Annotated in this window: 17 protein-coding genes; 6 read left to right on the top strand and 11 right to left on the bottom strand. The window is 67.6% G+C overall.

Annotation, left to right across the window (positions count from 1 at the left end):
- Complete coding sequence (locus tag HV742_RS08230) at positions 1-894, bottom strand: LysR family transcriptional regulator (protein WP_049071530.1); 894 nt, start codon at positions 892-894, stop codon at positions 1-3.
- A 136-nt stretch (positions 895-1,030) separates the two neighbouring features.
- Here HV742_RS08230 and HV742_RS08225 point away from each other — a divergent pair, with 136 nt between their 5' ends.
- From HV742_RS08225 to HV742_RS08210, 4 genes are read left to right on the top strand one after another with little or no spacing between them, the layout of a single operon-like run.
- On the top strand, positions 1,031-1,861 hold the full coding sequence (locus tag HV742_RS08225) for an HTD2 family dehydratase (RefSeq protein ID WP_049071532.1): 831 nt from the start codon (positions 1,031-1,033) through the stop codon (positions 1,859-1,861).
- A complete protein-coding gene (locus HV742_RS08220) occupies positions 1,858-3,051 on the top strand; it encodes a CaiB/BaiF CoA transferase family protein (protein ID WP_175144788.1) in 1,194 nt (397 codons plus the stop codon). Before HV742_RS08225 ends, HV742_RS08220 begins: the two co-directional genes overlap by 4 nt.
- Complete coding sequence (locus HV742_RS08215) at positions 3,048-3,881, top strand: HpcH/HpaI aldolase/citrate lyase family protein (RefSeq protein WP_049071535.1); 834 nt, start codon at positions 3,048-3,050, stop codon at positions 3,879-3,881. The genes HV742_RS08220 and HV742_RS08215 overlap by 4 nt, the downstream gene beginning before the upstream one ends.
- 55 nt (positions 3,882-3,936) lie before the next feature.
- Positions 3,937-4,833, top strand: coding sequence for a sugar kinase (locus tag HV742_RS08210; protein WP_059269364.1), 897 nt, complete (start codon positions 3,937-3,939; stop codon positions 4,831-4,833).
- Between the two features lie 65 nt (positions 4,834-4,898).
- Here the strand turns inward: HV742_RS08210 and HV742_RS08205 are convergent, their stop codons facing one another.
- The 4 genes from HV742_RS08205 to hda are packed head-to-tail and all read right to left on the bottom strand — an operon-like array spanning position 4,899 to position 8,168.
- Positions 4,899-5,381 (bottom strand): 2-amino-4-hydroxy-6-hydroxymethyldihydropteridine diphosphokinase, encoded by a 483-nt coding sequence (locus HV742_RS08205; protein ID WP_175144787.1) that lies wholly within the window; start codon positions 5,379-5,381, stop codon positions 4,899-4,901.
- A gap of 4 nt (positions 5,382-5,385) precedes the next feature.
- Positions 5,386-6,771: a polynucleotide adenylyltransferase PcnB gene (gene pcnB / locus HV742_RS08200; RefSeq protein WP_175144786.1), complete on the bottom strand. Its 1,386-nt coding sequence runs from the start codon at positions 6,769-6,771 to the stop codon at positions 5,386-5,388.
- The gene (locus tag HV742_RS08195; protein WP_049071542.1) at positions 6,772-7,470 is read right to left on the bottom strand and encodes an HAD family hydrolase; all 699 of its coding nucleotides are present in this window, start codon (positions 7,468-7,470) and stop codon (positions 6,772-6,774) included.
- Entirely contained in the window at positions 7,467-8,168 is a 702-nt protein-coding gene (gene hda, locus HV742_RS08190) for a DnaA regulatory inactivator Hda (protein WP_049071543.1), read from the bottom strand. Before hda ends, HV742_RS08195 begins: the two co-directional genes overlap by 4 nt.
- Before the next feature lie 316 nt (positions 8,169-8,484).
- Between hda and purM the strand changes: the two genes are divergently transcribed.
- Positions 8,485-9,534 (top strand): phosphoribosylformylglycinamidine cyclo-ligase, encoded by a 1,050-nt coding sequence (gene purM, locus HV742_RS08185; RefSeq protein WP_049071544.1) that lies wholly within the window; start codon positions 8,485-8,487, stop codon positions 9,532-9,534.
- A 61-nt stretch (positions 9,535-9,595) separates the two neighbouring features.
- Here purM and HV742_RS08180 read toward each other — a convergent pair whose 3' ends face one another.
- The 3 genes from HV742_RS08180 to mutL form a co-directional block, all read right to left on the bottom strand.
- Complete coding sequence (locus tag HV742_RS08180; RefSeq protein ID WP_254600999.1) at positions 9,596-10,093, bottom strand: hypothetical protein; 498 nt, start codon at positions 10,091-10,093, stop codon at positions 9,596-9,598.
- A gap of 81 nt (positions 10,094-10,174) precedes the next feature.
- Complete coding sequence (miaA, locus tag HV742_RS08175; protein WP_063583364.1) at positions 10,175-11,131, bottom strand: tRNA (adenosine(37)-N6)-dimethylallyltransferase MiaA; 957 nt, start codon at positions 11,129-11,131, stop codon at positions 10,175-10,177.
- Positions 11,132-11,134: 3 nt separating this feature from the next.
- Complete coding sequence (gene mutL / locus HV742_RS08170; RefSeq protein WP_175144785.1) at positions 11,135-13,081, bottom strand: DNA mismatch repair endonuclease MutL; 1,947 nt, start codon at positions 13,079-13,081, stop codon at positions 11,135-11,137.
- Between the two features lie 97 nt (positions 13,082-13,178).
- On the opposite strand from mutL, the gene HV742_RS08165 reads away from it, so the two are divergent.
- Positions 13,179-13,817, top strand: a complete 639-nt coding sequence (locus HV742_RS08165; RefSeq protein WP_080977319.1) for a VTT domain-containing protein — start codon at positions 13,179-13,181, stop codon at positions 13,815-13,817.
- A 48-nt stretch (positions 13,818-13,865) separates the two neighbouring features.
- Here the strand turns inward: HV742_RS08165 and HV742_RS08160 are convergent, their stop codons facing one another.
- The 3 genes from HV742_RS08160 to tsaE form a co-directional block, all read right to left on the bottom strand.
- Positions 13,866-16,304 carry a TonB-dependent receptor domain-containing protein gene (locus HV742_RS08160; protein WP_254600997.1) on the bottom strand — a complete coding sequence of 813 codons (2,439 nt, stop codon included), beginning with the start codon at positions 16,302-16,304 and terminating at the stop codon, positions 13,866-13,868.
- 314 nt (positions 16,305-16,618) lie between these two features.
- On the bottom strand, positions 16,619-17,998 hold the full coding sequence (locus HV742_RS08155; RefSeq protein WP_049071551.1) for an N-acetylmuramoyl-L-alanine amidase: 1,380 nt from the start codon (positions 17,996-17,998) through the stop codon (positions 16,619-16,621).
- Complete coding sequence (gene tsaE / locus HV742_RS08150; protein ID WP_068980980.1) at positions 17,926-18,465, bottom strand: tRNA (adenosine(37)-N6)-threonylcarbamoyltransferase complex ATPase subunit type 1 TsaE; 540 nt, start codon at positions 18,463-18,465, stop codon at positions 17,926-17,928. The genes HV742_RS08155 and tsaE overlap by 73 nt, the downstream gene beginning before the upstream one ends.
- Between the last annotated feature and the right edge of the window lie 21 nt (positions 18,466-18,486).

Raw genomic sequence — 18,486 nt, 5'->3', positions numbered from 1 at the left:
TCAGGCGGCCGCCGGTTGCCGGATCTGCTCGATCAGTTCACGCGCGCAGCCGGGCAGGGCGTCAACGTCGCGCACCAGCAGCTTGCGCTCGCGTACCACCCAGGGCTCATCCAGCTCCACCACCCGCAGCTTCATCTCCGCGCCGTAGCGGCGCGCGGCGGAATCCGGGATCACGCCGACGCCGACGCCCGCCTGCACCATGCGGCAGATGGAATCGAAGCTGTACAGCTGGATGCGTTGCGGCAGGCGCTGGCCGATGCGCTCGAGCTGGTCGCGCAGGAACGCCACCAGGGTCGAGCCCTCATGCATGGTGATGAACGGATAGCGCACCGCGTCGGCCAGCTTGACCTTGTCCTGGTCCTGCAGCGGATGGCCGTTGGGCACCACCAGCACCAGCCGATCGGTGCTGAAGTGGATGGTCTGCAGTTCGGGCGCGTCGACCGGCCCGGCGACGATGCCCAGGTCGGTGGTGCCGTCCAGCACGCCGCGCACGATGTCGCGCGTCAGGCGTTCCTGCAGGTCGACGGTGACGCCGGGATGGCCCGCCAGGAACCGCGCCAGGATGTCCGGCATGAATTCGGTGACCGCCGTGGTGTTGGCGAAGATGCGGATGTGGCCGGCATCGCCATCGGCCTGCTCCTGGAAGTCGTGCTTCAGGTGATCGACCTGGCGCATGATGACCCGCGCGTGCTGCAACAGCCGCTGGCCGGCCGGGGTGATTTCCACGCCACGGCTGTCGCGGTACAACAGGCGGGTGTTGAGCTGGTTCTCCAGCGCCTTGATGCGCACGCTGACCGCGGCCAGCGACAGGTGGGCGCGCTTGGCGGCCTGCGTCAGGCTGGGGGATTCGGCGATGTGGATGAACAGGCGGAGGTCGGCGAGATCGAAGTGCATGGCGCCTATATTACGGCGGCGGGCGCCGGGCGCACGATTCAGGCGCCCCAAAGCCGGCCTTGAGGAAAAGTGAATTCACAGTGTCCCCGCCATGCGGGATGCTAGCCACCAGATCAATCATCAGAGGAATATCGGCATGACATCGACAGACCCGGCCGGCTGGATCGGCAGCGGCGAGCGCCAGGCGGACGCGCTGGATCCCGGCCATGCGGCGCGCGTCGCCGCCACGCTGGGCGGTCCGGCGCCCGCCGTGGGGGACCCCTTGCCCCCCTTGTGGCAATGGGCGTTCTTCATCAGCACGGTCGCGGCCGATGGCTTGGGGACGGATGGGCACCCGGCCCGCGGCGGCTTCCTGCCGCCGGCGCAGGACCGCAACCGCATGTGGGCCGGCGGCCGCGTCGAATTCCGCCAGCCGCTTAGGGTGGGCGTGCCGGCCGAACGGGTCTCGGTGGTGGCCGACGTCAAGGAAAAGGCCGGCCGCACCGGCGCGCTGCTGTTCGTGACGGTGCGCCACGAGTACCGCCAGGACGGCGAGGTGGCCATCCTGGAAGAGCAGGACATCGTCTACCGCCAGCCCACGCCGCCCAAGCTCGCCGGCACCGAGCCGGCGCCGCAGGCGCAGTGGCGCGACACCATCGAACCCTCGTCGGTGCTGCTGTTCCGCTATTCGGCGGTGACCTTCAACGGTCACCGCATCCACTACGACCATCCCTACGTGACCGGCACCGAAGGCTATCCGGGCCTGGTGGTGCACGGCCCGCTGATCGCCACCGAGATGGTCGCCGCTTTCATGCGCGCCCACCCTGGCGCCCGTCCCACGCACCTGTCGTATCGCGGCCTGCGGCCGCTGGTTTCACCCACGCCCTTCCAGGTCGCCGGCCGCCTCGAGGAACCGGGCCTGGCCCGGCTCTGGGCCGAGCAGGACGGCACGCTGGCCCACCAGGCCGAACTGAGGTTCACCGCATGAGCACGCCAGCCCCCCGCCCGCTGGACGGCATCACCGTCGTCAGCCTCGAGCACGCCATCGCCGCCCCGTTCTGCACCCGCCAGCTGGCGGACATGGGCGCGCGCGTCATCAAGATCGAACGCCCCGGCGCGGGCGACTTCGCCCGCGGCTACGACGAGCGCGTGCGCGGCCTGTCGTCGCACTTCGTCTGGACCAACCGTTCCAAGGAAAGCCTGACGCTGGACCTCAAGCGCGACGAAGCCGGCGACATCATGGAACGCCTGCTGCAACAGGCCGACGTGCTGGTGCAGAACCTGGCGCCCGGCGCCGCCGCGCGCCTGGGGCTGTCGTTCGAGGCGCTGCACGCCAAGTATCCGCGCCTGATCGTCTGCGACATCTCCGGCTATGGCGAAGGCGGCCCCTACCAGGACAAGAAGGCCTACGACCTGCTGATCCAGAGCGAAAGCGGCTTCCTGTCGGTCACCGGCACCGCCGACGACCCGGTCAAGGCCGGATGCTCCATCGCCGACATTTCGGCCGGCATGTACGCCTATTCCGCCATTCTCAACGCGCTGCTGCTGCGCCAGAAGACCGGCCTGGGCAGCCGCCTGGACGTCTCCATGCTCGAGAGCATGGTCGAGTGGATGGGCTTCCCGATGTACTACGCGTTCGAGGGCGCGGCGCCGCCGGTGCGCGCCGGCGCGGCCCACGCCTCGATCTATCCCTACGGTCCGTTCCCCACCGGCGACGGCAATACCATCATGCTGGGCCTGCAGAACGAACGCGAATGGCGCGTGTTCTGCGCCCAGGTGCTGCGCCAGGCCGAGCTGGCCGAGGACCCGCGTTTCGCCACCAACTCGCTGCGCACCGCCAACCGCGAGGCCCTGCGCGCGCTGATCGTCGCGGCCTTCGCCGACCTCAGCGTGCAGCAGGTCACCGACCGGCTGGAAGACGCGCAGATCGCCAACGCCCGGGTCAACGACATGGCCGGGGTCTGGGCCCACCCGCAATTGCGGGCGCGCGACCGCTGGAGCCAAGTCGACAGCCCGGCCGGCGCGCTGCCGGCGCTGCTGCCGCCGGCCGGCAGCAACGCCTTCGCGCCGCGCATGGCGGCGGTGCCCGCCGTGGGCCAGAACACGGATGCGGTGCTAGCATCACTGGGATACGCGCCCGAACAGGTGGCGCGCTTCCATGCTTCGGAGGTGGTGTGATGCATTCCGTCGTTCGTACCGCGTTGTTCGTGCCGGCCTCCCGTGCCGAACGCATCCCCAAGGCCCTGGCCAGCGGCGCCGATGCCGTCATCGTCGACCTGGAAGACGCGGTCGAGCACCTGGCCAAGGCCTCGGCCCGCGAAGCGCTTTGCGACTTCCTCGGCACCCAGCCGCAGGCGCGGGTGTGGGTGCGGATCAACGACGCCTCCACCTCGTGGCACGACGACGACCTGAAGGCCTGCCGCGGCAAGCCCGCCGTGGCCGGCATCCTGCTGCCCAAGGCCGAAAGCCTGGCGCAGGTGCGCCACGTGGCGCAGGCGGGGCTGCCGGTCATTCCGATCCTGGAAACCGCGCGCGGCATCCTCAACGCCGCCGAGGTCGCCGGCACGCCCGGCGTGGCGCGGCTGGCGTTCGGCAGCCTCGACTACGGCCTGGACCTGGGCCTGGCGCCGGACACCGCCGGCGCCGAAGCCGTGCTGGACCACGCCCGCGTGCAGGTGCTGCTGCAGACCCGCGCCGCCGGGCTGGCGCCGGCGCTGGACGGCGTGTTCCCGGGGGTCGAGGACCACGCCGGGCTGTCCGCCGCCGCCGCGCGCGCCCAGCAGATGGGGTTCGGCGGCATGCTGTGCATCCATCCCGCGCAGGTGCCGGTGATCCACGCCGCCTTCGCGCCCGATCCGGCCGAGCTGGCCTGGGCCCGCCGCGTGGTTGACGCGCACCGCGACAAGGCCGCCGGCACCTTCATGCTGGACGGCAAGATGGTGGACGCGCCCGTCATCACCCGCGCCCGCCGCGTGCTGGCGCAGGCAGGCGAAGCCAGCGCCGCTTGATCCCGTCCGGCGGTGGCCGGCCTACAATCCGGCAAATCTTTCCGCGGACGGTCTCATGAGTGCAGCGCTTTTCATCGGGCATACCTACATCGACGTCACCGTGCTGGCCGACGAATGGCCTACCGGCGACGAGAAAAGCGTGGCGCGCGACTACGCCGTGTCGTTCGGCGGCAATGCCGTCACCGCGGCGTTCGCCTGCGGCAAGCTGGGCACCCGGCCCGACCTGATCTGCTCGCTGGCGCCGGACTGGCTCGGCCACATGTATACCGACATGGCGGCCGCGCACGGCGTCACGCTGCACGGGCGCCAGGTGCGGCGCTCGTCGCTGTCGTTCATCATGCCCAATCATGGCAAGCGCGCCATTGTGCGGGCGCGCGATGCCGACTACCTGAACGATTTCCCGCGCCTGGACGTCGATGGCTATCGCGCGCTGCACCTGGACGGCCACCAGCCCGACGCCGCGCTGCACTACGCGCGCGCCTGCCGCCAGGCCGGCATCCTGACCTCGCTGGACGGCGGCGGCGTGCGCGAGAACACCGACGAACTGCTGCGCCACATCGACGTGGCGGTCTGCGCCGAACGCATGTGCGAACAGCTCGACCTGTCGCCGCACGGCTTGCTGGACCTGCTCAAGCAGCGCGGCTGCCGCATCGGCGCGGTGACGCTGGGCGAGCGCGGCATGCTCTGGTACGACGAAAGCGGCAAGGTCGACACGTTGCCGTCGCTGGACGTGCCGGCGGACCGCATCATCGACACCTCCGGCGCGGGCGACGTGTTCCACGGCGCCTATGTCTGGTCGTACCTCAACCGGCCCGAGCTGGCCTGGAAGGAACACTTCACCTTCGCCCGCGCCGCCTCGGCGCACAAGATCCAGCACCTGGGCAACGAGGCGGGGCTCCCCGGCGTGGACGACGTCGAACGCGCCATGCTGGCGTTCGCGCCCAAGGCGTGACGCGGCCGCAGGGCCGATCTTCAAGGTAATCAGGAAGGCGGGGCAACCGTGCCGCCAGGCGCGGTTCAGTCCAGGCGTTCGATTGGCTGGTCGGTGATGTCGCCGAGCCAGGCGTCGAGGCCGCGGCCGGCCAGCGTCAGCGTCGGCGCCAGGTCGCGCAGCGGGCGCAGCACGAAGGCGCGCAACTGCATGCGGGGGTGCGGCAGGATCAGGCGCTCATGCGCCATGGCGGCGTCGCCATGCAGCAGCAGGTCCAGGTCGAGGGTGCGCGGCGCGTTGCGGTAGGGCCGCTCACGGCCATGGCGCAATTCCAGCGCCTGCAGCAGATCCAGCAGGTCGAGAGGCGCCAGCGTGGTGTCCAGCGCCGCGACCGCGTTGACGAAATCCGGGCCGGTGGCCTCCACCGGCGCCGTGCGATAGAACGGCGAGGCCGTCACCGCGACGATGCCGTCGGTGGCGGCCAGCTCGGCCAGCACGCTGCGCAGCGTTGCCGCGCTGTCGCCCAGGTTGGCGCCCAGCCCGATGTAGGTGCGCACGGGGGCGGCCATGGCTTTACTCGGCGCCGCCGGCACCGCCCGCGGCGCTGCCCGCGCCACGCGAGGACGAGCGGCGGCGCGGCCGGCGCTTGCGCGCGGCCGGCGCCGGGCCGTCGCAGGCTTCGCGCGGCAGGCGCGAGACTTCCTCGATCATGTCGGCGCGGGTGGCATCGTCGGCGTTGGCCAGGTCCATCCACCACTGCGCCAGCACGCTGTCGAACTCGCCGGCGGCGGCGCGCAGCTGCAGGAAGTCGCAGGCGGCGCGAAAGCGCGGTTGTTCGATCATGCGGAAGATGGTCTTGCCCATGCGGCGCTCGAAGCGCGGCTGCATGAACCAGATTTCGCGCATGTCCGACGAGAAGCGGCGCTGGATCGCGAGCTTCTCGGTCTGCTCGTCGAGCACCGAGTCGGCGGCCTGCGACAGCGCCGGGATGGTGTGTTCGCCCTGGGCGCGCAGCTGCTTCCAGCGCACCTCCACCTGCTGCCACAGCAGCGCGGCGAACAGGAAGCTGGGGCTGATGGTCTTGCCGGCGCGCACGCGGGCGTCGGTGCGTTCCAGCGCCAGTTCCACGAAGTGCTCGCCGCCCGGTTGTTCCAGCACCACGTCCAGCAGCGGCAGCAGGCCGTTGTGCAGGCCGTCGGCGCGCAATTGGCGCAGGCAGTCCATGGCGTGGCCGCAGGTCAGCAGCTTGAGCATCTCGTCGAACAGGCGCGAGGCCGGCACGTTCTCGATCAGGTCGGCCATGGTGCGGATCGGCTGGCGCGTGGCGGGGTCGATCGTGCCGTTCAGCTTGGCGGCGAAACGCACCGCGCGCAGCATGCGCACCGGATCTTCGCGGTAGCGCTTGGCCGGGTCGCCGATCATGCGGATCTGGCGCTTCTTCAGGTCGGCCACGCCGTTGTGGAAGTCGATCACTTCCTCGTTGTGCGGGTCGTAGTACAGCGCGTTCATGGTGAAGTCGCGGCGCGCCGCGTCTTCCTCGTGCGTGCCGAACACGTTGTCGCGCAGGATGCGGCCGTGCGCGTCGGTTTCCTGGTCTTCCGAGGCGGGGGCGCGGAAGGTGGAGGTCTCGATGATTTCCTGGCCGAACACCACGTGCACCAGCTGGAAGCGGCGGCCGATGATGCGGGCGCGGCGGAACAGCGGGCGGATCTGTTCGGGCGTGGCGTTGGTGGCGACGTCGAAGTCCTTGGGTTCCAGGCCGACGATCAGGTCGCGCACCGCGCCGCCGACGATATAGGCTTCATAGCCATGCTGGCGCAACACCTCGCATACCTTGATGGCGTGGCGCGAGACATTGCGGCGGTCGATGCCGTGCTTGTCGCGTCCGATGCGCAAAGGCCCCCGGGCTGCCGGCGCGAACAGTCGGCCGACGAATTTTTTTATGGTTTCGGTGATCATTTAGGACTTGGCATCTATGACGTGGTCGAACAGATCGATCACTTGCCAGCCGCGTTCCTGGGCGATGGCGCGCAGGGTGGGGCTGGGGTTGGCGGCGATCGGGCGGGTCACCTTTTCGAGCAGCGGGACATCATTGACCGAATCGCTATAGAAAAACGATTCGGGGAAATCCGCAAGCCCCAGGCCCATGGCGGCCAGCCAGTCGTTCACGCGCACCACCTTGCCTTCCTTGAAGCTGGGGGTGCCGAGGATGCGGCCGGTGTAGCGGCCGCGCTGGACTTCGGCGTCGGTGGCCACCAGGTGGGGGATGCCGAAGGCGCGGGCGATGGGGGCGGTGACGAAACTGTTGGTGGCGGTGACCACGGCGCACAGGTCGCCGGCTTCCAGGTGCGATTCGACCAGCGCGCGCGCGGCGGGGGTGATCGACGGGCGGATGACCTCGGCCATGAAGGCCTCGTGCCAGGCGGCCAGGTCGAACGGCGCGTGCGCCGCCAGCAGGCCCAGCATGAACTCGGCGGCCTGTTCGGCGGTGAGTTCGCCGCGGTTGTAGCGGTCCATCAGGTCGTCGTTCTGGCGACGGGCCTCGTCCGGATCGCCGGCGCGGCCGGTGCGCGCCAGGTAGTCGGCCCATTGGTAGTCGCTGTCCAGCGGCAGCAGGGTGTGATCCAGGTCGAACAGGGCGAGACGTCGGGAGGTCATGTGCGTTGTGAATCCGGGTCTGCGAGCATGGCGCGCAGCAGGGGCAGGGTGATGGGACGGCCGGTGGCCAGGGAGTATCGGTCCAGCGCGTCCAGCAAGGCCGCCAGCTTGCGGATGTCGCGCTCGTGGTGCGTCAACATCCAGTTGATGATTTCGGGCGCCAGGTGCAGGCCGCGTTGGGCCGCCTGGGCCGCCAGCGCCGCCAGCTTGTCGGCGTCGGAAAGGGGATCGAGGCGGAACACCAGGTCCCAGCCCAGCCGGGTGCGCAGGTCTTCGCGCAGCGGCATCGACAGCGTCGAGCGGTCGCCCGCCACGGCCAGCGCGAAGGCGCGGCCGGTGGCGGCCGATTCGCGCCAGCGGTTGTACAGGGCGAACAGGCCCGCCTGGCGGTGCTCGTCCATGAGGTGCACGTCGTCCACCGCCACGAACTTGGGCATGGGCGACTTGGAATCGGCCTCGGCCAGCACGCGCAGGATGTTGGCGCTGTTGGCCGCTTCGATGTAGACAGCGTCGGGGCGCGCGGTCAGCGCGCGCAGCAGGTGGCTGCGGCCGCAGCCGGCCGCGCCCCAGATGTACAGCGCGCGGCCGGGAGCGAGCGTGCGCACGGCCGCCAGCGCCTCTCCGTTGGGACCGGCGATGAAGTTGTTCAGCGAGGGCGCTGGCGCGGGAAGAACGTCGAGCAGCAGCTGGCGGTTCATGAGAGGTTATCGATCAGGCGGGTAGAGCCAGGCTCCAGGGTGAGCCCACGGCCGGCGGCGGCGTTGCCCGCCAGAAACTGGCAAAATCGCTATCGGCCAACCCTACACTTTAAACCACCCGGGGCGCCGGTGTCGCGTCCAAGCCCTTTGCCTGGCTTGGGTTTGCGCCAAAATGGCGCCGCGCCGGGCCGGGGCCGTCCCGCCCGCCGCCGGCGGCTTTCGCCGGGCGCTGGCCAGGACCGGGCTGCAACATCGTAAAATGCAGGGCGTTCCACCCCAATTCCCAGCAATTGTTACATATCCCACGGCATTTCTCATGACGAATCAACCCAAAGCTCCCCTGACCTACCGTGACGCCGGTGTCGACATCGACGCGGGCGACGCCCTGGTCGACCGTATCAAACCGCTTGCGGCGCGCACCATGCGCCCCGGGGTGCTGGCCGGTATCGGCGGCTTTGGCGGCCTGTTCGAAGTGCCCAAGCACTACAAGGAGCCGGTGCTGGTCTCCGGCACCGACGGCGTCGGCACCAAGCTGCGCCTGGCGTTCGACTGGAACCGCCACGACACCGTCGGCATCGACCTGGTGGCGATGAGCGTCAACGACATCCTGGTGCAGGGCGCCGAGCCGCTGTTCTTCCTGGATTATTTCGGTTGCGGCAAGCTTTCGGTGGACACGGCGGCGTCGGTGGTGGGCGGCATCGCCAAGGGCTGCGAACTGTCGGGCTGCGCCCTGATCGGCGGCGAAACCGCCGAAATGCCGGGCATGTACCCCGATGGCGAATACGACCTGGCCGGGTTCGCGGTGGGCGCGGTCGAGAAGTCGGCCATCATCGACGGCAAGTCGATCAAGGTCGGCGATGTGGTGCTGGGCCTGGCGTCCAGCGGCGCGCACTCGAACGGCTATTCGCTGCTGCGCAAGATCCTGGAACGCGCCGGCGCCAAGCCCGACGACGACTTCCACGGCCAGCCGCTGGTCGACGTGGTCATGGCCCCGACCCGCATCTACGTCAAGCAGGTGCTGGCCGCGCTGGCCAAGCACGGCAGCGCCATCAAGGGCCTGGCCCATATCACCGGCGGCGGCCTGCTCGACAACGTGCCGCGCATCCTGCAGGACGGCCTGTCGGCCCGCCTGCGGCGCGACAGCTGGGAAATGCCCAAGCTGTTCCAGTGGCTGCAGGAGCAGGGCGGCGTCGAGGACACCGAGATGTACCGCGTCTTCAACTGCGGCATCGGCATGGTGCTGGTGGTGGATCCGGCCCAGGCCGACGCCATCGCCGCCACGCTGCGCGAGCAGGGCGAAACCGTCAGCAAGCTGGGCGAGATCGTCGCCCAGACCGAAGGCATGCCGCAGACCGTGGTGGTCTGAGCCGGCTGGCCTCGCAATGAAGAACCCGCCCTGGTGGCGGGTTTTTTATTTCGCTGTCCGGCTAGAAGAACTTGACCCGGCCCGCGTCCTCGCGGAATGCTTCTCCCGTATCCAGGTCCGTGCGCCAGATGGTGTCGTGAACGGACAGAAAGCCGCGCACCTGCCGGTTGGCGTCCCGCGCGTCGCGCCAGGCCGCCTGGAACCAGGCGAGGTAGGTCTCGGTCATTTTTTCGCGCAGTTCATCGCCGAAATCGTCGTCCTCGTTGTCCATGGCTTCGGTCAACGCGGCGTCGACATCGGGCGGAATCAACGGGTACTGCAATGCCAGCCGCAGGCCCCGTCCACAGTAGCCGGAGCGTGTGTTCAGGGGAATCGCGACGGGAGTGAACGACTCCCAGTCGTACTCGAAGTGGATGGCGTCCACGGTTTCCCTGGAAACGCCCTGGTCCAGCGTGAACGGACGTTCGCGGAGCAACCGCTGGATTTCGCCGATCAAGGCCTCGTGCTGCTTGCGCAGCATGGCGGCGAAAGACGTGCTTGCTTCGTTGATGTCCATCATCTCGATATCCAGTGATTGGTCGCCGTCGCGGGCGGCCGGTTGCGGCGAGCGGCCAGGCCCGAAGGCTCGCAGCCGCTTGCGTCAGGATGCGTCGGCCAGCGCCGCGGCCACCGCGTCGATGGTCTGCGCCACCGCGTCGGCCGCCAGGCAGTCGACGATCACGCGCTCGGGCTGGGCCCGCAGCCAGGTGATCTGGCGCTTGGCCAGCTGGCGGGTGGCGGCGATGCCCTGCTCGCGGGCTTCCTCCAGGCTGATCTCGCCGTCGAGATGGGCCCACATCTGGCGGTAGCCGACGCAGCGCACCGACGGCAGGCCCGGGTGCAGGTCGGCGCGTGCATGCAGGCCGCGCACTTCTTCCAACAGGCCGCTGGCCAGCATCGCGTCGAAGCGCTGTTCGATGCGCGCGTGCAGCGCGGCGCGCGCCGAGGGTTCCAGGCTGATGGTCAGGTAGCGGTGGTCGTCGTCGCCGGCGGCGGCGCGCTGGCGGCCGAGCAGCGCCGACATGGGCTGGCCCGATAACTGGCAGATCTCCAGCGCGCGCTGGATCCGCTGGCTGTCGTTGGGCGCCAGGCGCGCGGCGGTGACGGGGTCGAGCCGCGCCAGCTCGGCGTGCAGCGCTGGCCAGCCGTCACGGGCGGCGCGCGCTTCCAGTTCTGCGCGCAGCGCGGGGTCGGCCTGCGGCAGGTCGTCCAGGCCGTCGCGCAGCGCCTTGTAGTACATCATGGTGCCGCCGGCCAGAAGCGGAATGCGGCCGCGCGCGCGGATCGCGTCGATCAGGCGCAGCGCGTCGGCGCGGAATTCGGCCGCCGAATACGACTGTGCCGGGTCCCGGATATCCAGCAGGTGCTGGGGCACCTGCGCTTGTTCGGCCGGTGACGGCTTGGCGGTGCCGATGTCCATGCCGCGGTAGATGGTGGCGGAATCGACGTTGATGATTTCCAGCGGCCAGCGTTCGGCCAGCGCCAGGGTGGAGGCGCTCTTGCCGGCCGCGGTGGGGCCGGCCAGGCAGATGACGAGGGGAGGGGCGGACACGGACAAGATCTATTGCCCGCGCAGGAACAGCTTGTCCAGGTCGGATACCGACCACTGCACCCAGGTCGGCCGGCCGTGGTTGCACTGGTCGGCGCGCTCGGTGGCTTCCATCTGCCGCAGCAGGCCGTTCATCTCTTCGATCGTGAGCTTGCGGTTGGCGCGCACCGAGCCATGGCAGGCCATGGTCGAGAGCAGTTCGTTGCGCTGTTCGGTCAGCAGGCGCGACACGCCCACGCCGGCCAGGTCGCGCAGCACGGCGCGCGCCAGCGTCTCGATGTCGCCGCGCGCCAGGATGGCGGGCACCGAGCGCACCGCGATCGACGTGGGGCCCGAGGGGCGCATCTGGAAGCCGAGGTCTTCCAGCTGTTCCTCGAATTCCTCGACCACCGCCACATCCTTTTCCTGGGCGTGGAACACCACCGGCACCAGCAGGTCCTGGCGCGGCAGGCTGCGCGCGTCCAGCGCCTGCTTGAGTTGTTCGTAGACCACGCGCTCATGGGCCGCGTGCATGTCCACCAGCACCATGCCGCGGCGGTTCTGCGCCAGGATGTAGATGCCGTGCAACTGGCCCAGCGCCATGCCGAGCGGGTGTTCCTCGTCGGCCGGCAGCGTCGGCGCGGGCGCGGCCTGCGGCGCCAGCGCCGCCACGTCGCGCAGCGGCTCGACGCGCGCGGCGGTGTCTTCGGTCAGGGGGCGATACAGCGATTGCCAGTCGGCGGCGGGAATCCCGGCCGGCTCGGCGTGCAGGCGGAACGGCACCTGCGTGTGCGGGCGCTGCGGCGCCGGCGAGGGCCGCAGGCCGTAGGCGGGCGCGGCGCCCGGGCTGGCGCCGGTATAGCCGGGGCGAGGCGTGTCGGCCGGCGCGGAGGCGGGCAAGCCGCCGGTTGTCGTGGGCGCTGATGGCGCCACGGTCTCGAATCCGTCATCGTCATCGCGCGTCGCCGCGGTCGGCGCCACCGCCGACGATCCGCCCGTCTGCGCCAGCGTCTGACTGACCGCGTGGTTGACGAAGCGGTGCACGGCGCCGCTGTCGCGAAAGCGCACCTCGTGCTTGGCCGGATGCACGTTGACGTCGACCGCGGCCGGGTCGATGTCCAGGAACAGTACGTAGGCCGGCTGGCGGTCGCCATGCAGCACGTCGGCATAGGCGGCGCGCAGCGCGTGGCTGACGGTGCGGTCGCGCACGTAGCGGCCGTTGACGTACAGATACTGCCGGTCGGCGCGGGCGCGGGCCGCGGTGGGGCGGGTGATCATGCCGGCCAGGCTGACCGTGCCGACGCTGTGCGACAGCAGCAGGCCATGTTCGGCGAATTCCGCGCCCAGCACGTCGCGGATGCGCTGCGGCGGATCGGCCGGCAGCCACTGGCGCTGCGCGCGGTCGTGGTGGAACAGGCGGAAGGCGATCTGGGGATGGGCCAGCGCGATGCGCTCCATGGCGTCGACGCAGTGGCCGAATTCGGTGGCTTCCGAGCGCAGGAACTTGCGGCGCGCCGGCACCGCGTCGAACAGCTGGCGCACGTCCACGGTGGTGCCAGGCGGGCCCGACGCGGGCGTGACCTGCATGCTGCCGGCCTGGATCTGCCAGGCATGCTCGCCATCGCGGGTGCGCGAAATAATCGAAACCTGCGCCACCGAGGCGATCGAGGCCAGCGCCTCGCCGCGGAACCCCATGGACGCGACCGATTCCAGCTCGTGCAGGTTGCGGATCTTGCTGGTGGCGTGGCGCGCCAGCGCCAGCGGCAGTTCTTCCGGTGGAATGCCGCCGCCGTCGTCGGTCACCGCAATGCGGCGGATGCCGCCGCCCTCCAGGCGCACCTCGATCGCGCGGGCGCCGGCGTCGATGGCGTTCTCGAGGATTTCCTTGAGCACCGAGGCGGGTCTCTCGATCACTTCGCCCGCGGCGATCTGGCTGATCAGCAGGTCGGGCAGCGCAAGAATGGAGCGGCGTTCTGTCATGGGGGGTTCCGGTGTAGCCATAGGGAGGATTTTAGCCTCTGGACACGGTGGGCTATAGTCGTGGCCTGATTCCCCTTCCGCTTCCAGGGACGTATTGATGCTCGATTTTTTCCAAATGGTGCTCCACATCGACCAGACCCTTGGCGTCTGGGTCCAGCAGTACGGCGTGTGGGTCTATCTGGTGCTGTTCCTGATCGTTTTCGCGGAAACCGGGCTGGTGGTGCTGCCCTTCCTGCCGGGAGACTCCCTGCTGTTCATCGCTGGCGCCTTCGGCGCCACGGGCAGCCTGGATCCGGTATTGCTGGGCGCGCTGCTGATCGTGGCCGCGATTACCGGCAACAGCGTGAACTACGCCATCGGCCGCTACCTCGGGCCGCGCGTGTTCTCGATGAACCTGCGCTTCCTGGATCGTGGGGCGCTGATGCGCACGCATGCGTTCTACGAGAAGCATGGCGGCAAGACCATCGTCATGTCGCGCTTCATTCCGGTGGTGCGCACGTTCGCGCCGTTCGTGGCCGGCGTGGCCGACATGCCGTTGTCGCGCTTCCAGATGTTCAACATCCTGGGCGCGCTGTTGTGGGTGGTGAGCCTGGTGGCGGCGGGCTATTTCTTCGGCAACATCCCGTTGGTGAGGGAACACCTGAACACCATCGTCCTGATCGGCCTGGCCGCGGCCATCGTGCCGGTGGTCGGCGCGGCCCTGTTCAAGCTGCTGCGCGCGCGCCGGGGCGGCTAGCGGCGCCGACGGACGCGCAGCCGCCACCGGAAACGGAAAAGGATGGGGTCAGAAGATCGCGGTGACGCTTAACTGGTAGGTCCTGCCAGGCGCGACACCCAGGGCGATATCACGCTGGTCCTGGTCCGAGGCCATCGTCATGCGCTTGTTGCTGGCGTACTCCCAATACTTGCGGTTGGTGAGGTTGTAGACGCCCATCGCCACCGTCAGGTGCTTCTTCACGTTGTAATAAGCCGCCAGATCGAGAATGCTGTATCCCGGAATGCGCATGTAATTCTTTTCGTATTTGCCGGAATACTCCTCGAACGTCAGGCTGCCATTGTTCGGGAAGTTCTGCCGGACGGGATCGACGGCTTGCTTGCCCTTGACGAAGGTGGCGGTAATGCTTGCGCCGTAGCGGTTTTCAGGGTCATCCCAGGCCAACGATGCAATGGCCTTGACGGGCAGCACGCTGTCCAGTTCCACCCAGCCATCACCCGAATACGATGATTTCGATTTGCCCTGGTTGTACCCCAGGGCGAAAGTGCTGCTCAGCCCATGGGCTGCGCCGAAGAGCGCGCCATAATCGATCCGGGTGACCACCTCGGCGCCATAAATATAGGCCTTGTCGCGGTTCTCGGCGATGGTGAGGCTGGAAATCGAGGCCGGCAACCTGGCAAGCAGGCTTTCCACGCCAGGTTTCGGCGCGCCTGTCTGGTAATCCCTCAAGGCGTACTTGCGGTTATAGATGAAGTTGTCGTAACGGTTGTAGAAGACACTGCCGCGCACCATGAGGCCACGGGCTGCCTTGCCAGCCACCCCGAGTTCAAACTGATTGCTGGTTTCGGACTTCAGATCGGAATTGCCGACCATGGCCGGCGAGGCGCGTCCAATCCTGGGATGCAGCCAGATTCCCGCTATCTGGCTGCTGGTGGGATACGAAACGCCGCGTTTGTATTGCAGGTAGGTGTGGAACTCCGGGTTGAAGGCATACATGACGGTCAGCGAAGGCAATAGCTTGCCGTCCGTAAACGTCTTGCCATGTATTTCGTTGATTTCCGCCAGCGTCAAAGCGCCCAGCGCGTTGTCGTCGGATGGCGCCTCGAAGCCCTGCGGATTGATCTTGTGCCACGAATATTTCAGTCCCGGCATCACCGAAAACGCGCCGATGGTGATGGTGTCGCTCAGCCACACATTCGTGTCATAGGTTCTGTTGTTGCCCTGTGGCTGCAAGGTGGGATAGTTCGCGCCGACTTGTTCAAACGGCCGGGAAAAATCCGTTATCGAGAAATTCACGCCGTAATTCAATGCCTGGGCGCCATAGTCCTTGGTGATTTCGCTTTGCAGGCCATACGTCTTGGTGTTCATGTGGGAGAAGGTCGAAACATTCTCCAAGGGGTTCTCCGTCTCCATGCCGGTCGACCTCCACCTGGATGAAGTGACGATATCCTGCGCTGACACCGTGTCGTCGCCAACGCGAGTGCGCTGATAGAAGACCTTGCTTTCCATCGTGTCTATCAGGGTGTTGTTTCGTGGCGTGAATACGTGCGCCAGGCTGATTGAGTCGCGTTGCGTGGAGTTCTTCTGCCCGTGTGAGCCCACGATGCTCTCGCGGGGGGCGCTGCTGTTCAGCTTTTTATACATGGGCGCGCTCTCCCTGCTGGATTTACGGTAGAAATCCAGCGTGCCTATGATCCGGCCGCTGCCGCCGGTGTCGATCACGCCGTTGATCAGCGCGGCATCGGAATGCCAGCGCATCGGATAAGTATCCAGATAGCCGCTGTTGTTCTGCGTTTGCCTGCCATCACGGCGGCTGTAGGCGAACAATGCCCGGGCGCTGTCATTGCCGAACGCGGTGGTTGCGCCGTTGTGCCAGGCATGATCGGAGGTGTCGAACTCGCCGGTGTATTCCAGGTAGCTGCGTTTACCGTCCGTGAGATAGGCGTCCGGTGATTTGCTGATGAATGACACGGAGCCGCCGACCACGTTCTTGACCGTATTCTGGCGCGCCGATCCGGAAGTGATGTTCACCTGGCCGTAAAGATAGGGGTCGATGTAGTCGCGGCCTATGCCAAAAGTATCTTCGCCGCTGGAGACCGCGTAACTGCGCCCGGTGGCGTCCGGCAAGGGAATGCCGTTGACATCCAGCGCCACCCGGTTGCCATCCAGGCCGCGAATGTTGTAGCTGCTGTAACCGCCGCGGTCAAAACCCGATTTGCCGTTGCGGGAACCATTATTCACGCCTGATGCGCTGATCAGCGGTTGGTAGCGCATGATGGTGCCAAAGTTGTTGCCACCCGTCCTTTTCAGCTCATCGGCGGAAATCGATTGCGTGGCGACATCTTCCGGCCTGATGGTTGCGCTAACAGTGATCGGCGAAAAAACCTTCAGCCCGTCACGAGCGTCTTGCCTGGCCTCGCCGGGCGTGGCCTCGTTCGGGATGGTCTGGCCATAAGAGGTTGTGGACAACAGGAGGGCTGCTGCCAGCGATATGTTGGTGCGTTTCATGTTCCAGAATCCCTGCATGATGAATACAGGATTGCGCTGGAACGCAACGCGGAGCGGATAACAGGCGGACGGCCATGGATCTTTCCAAAAGATGGCCGCTAATCTACCGGGGTCGCCTTTTGGCCTCTGTATGGATCCGTCTGAAAATCCAGAGACAAGTCTCGCACTCGCCGGCATATAGGATGGGATAACCCGGCGCTTGCGATAGCCGCATCGCATTCAAATCGAAGCCGGATCGTCCGAATGCATTGACGGCGCACCGCAAAAGAAAATGGCCATGCGCAGGCATGGCCATTCTCGTATCCGGCGATGTCTCAGCTGACGTCGCCCAACCGCGCCAGCGGCGGGTTGGCGGTGAAGTAGCGCTGGATGCCCGTCAACATGGCCTGCGCCAGTTTTTCCTGGTGCGCGGTGGTCTTGAGCAGCGCCTCTTCCTGCGGGTTGCTGATGAAGGCGGTCTCGACCAGCACCGACGGGATGTCGGGCGCCTTCAGCACCGCGAAGCCGGCCTGCTCGACGCTGTTCTTGTGCAACCGGTTGATCTTCTTGATCTCGTCCAGGAAGGCGTTGCCGACCTTGAGCGAGTCGTTGATCTGCGCGGTGGTGGACAGGTCCAGCAGCACCTTGGCCACCTGGCGGTCGTGGCTGCCGAGGTTGACGCCGCCGATCAGGTCGGCCGCGTTTTCCTTGTCGGCCATCCAGCGCGCCTGGGCGCTGCTGGCGCCGCGCTGCGACAGCGCGAATACCGAGGAACCGTTGGCCGAGGGCTTGATCCAGGCGTCGGCGTGGATCGACACGAACAGGTCGGCGTGCACCCGGCGCGCCTTCTGCACACGCACATGCAGCGGCACGAAGAAGTCATCGTCGCGCGTCAGGTAGGCGCGCATGTAGGGCTGGGCGTCGATCAGCGCCTTCAGGCGCCGCGCGATGCGCAGCACCACGTCTTTTTCACGCAGGCCGCTGCCGCCGATGGCGCCGGGGTCTTCGCCGCCGTGGCCGGGATCCAGCGCGATGGTCAGCATGCGTTGCTTGCCACGGCCGGCGGAGGCGGGCGGCGACTTCGGCACCGGCAGCGGCGCGGCCGGCTGCTGGCCGCGCACGCGCGGTGGCTCAGGCGGGTCGGCGCGGGTGGCCGGGTTGCGCTGGATGTCTTCGAGGATGCGCGCCAGCGGATCGTCGGCGTCGGGGCCGGTCTTGTTGAGGATGGCGACCAGCGGATCCTGCGCGACCTTGGGATACAGGTCCAGCACCAAACGGTACTGGTAGTCGGCCACCGGCTTGAGCGTGAACACCTGCGGCGCCACGGCCTGCTTCAGGTCGAACACCAGCCGCACCACGTTGGGCCGGTTCTGCGCTACGCGCAGGCTCTGGATGTAGGGATCGTCGGGGCGGACCTTGGACACCAGGTCGTTGAGCGCGGCGCTGAGGGTCAGTCCCTCGATATCGACCACCAGGCGGTGGGGATTTTCCAGGGTGAACTGTTCAGCCTTGAGCTCGCTGTCCAGCTCCAGCGTGACGCGGGTGTATTCGTCCGCCGGCCAGGTGCGCACGGCCAGGATGGTGGCGGCCTGCGCCAGCCGCGGCACCACCGGCAGGACGAGCAGGGTGGCAGCGACGCTGATCAGGCGACGTCGGGTGGCGCCTGCCGCGGGGAGGGCGCCGTGTCGGGCGGGGGGACAATCGCGTTCAACCATGTTTGTCCTCGAGCGGTGTGCGCGGTCAGCGTGACATCGCGTCCTTGGCCGGCGTACGACAGGGAAATCTGCAGGTCGGGAGGGGGCAAAAGGCCCTCGGCCCGTTCCGGCCATTCAATCAAAACGACCGCATCCTCACGCAGCAAATCCCGGAATCCGGCGTCCAGCCATTCGCGCGAATCACTAAATCTATAAAAATCAAGGTGATAGAAGTATAAGTTAGAAACTTTATAGGATTCAAGCAGCGCGTAGCTGGGACTCTTGATTCGGCCTGTGATGCCGCATTCCCGCAACAATGCCCTGGAGAAGGCCGTTTTTCCTGCCCCCAGGTCTCCCTGAAGATGGATACATGCGCCTGCCAGGCCGGTTTCGCGGCCGGAGACAAGCGGGGCGAGCTGTCGCGCCAGCGCCTCGGTGGCGGCTTCGTCGGGCAGGTGCAGGGTCAGGCTGCGAAGGGGAGCGGACATGGCGCGGGTCGCGGGGCGAGT

Source organism: Achromobacter ruhlandii, assembly GCF_902859695.1.
GTDB classification, from domain to species: Bacteria; Pseudomonadota; Gammaproteobacteria; order Burkholderiales; family Burkholderiaceae_B; genus Achromobacter; species Achromobacter ruhlandii.
This window is presented reverse-complemented; position numbering and strand designations above follow the sequence as displayed.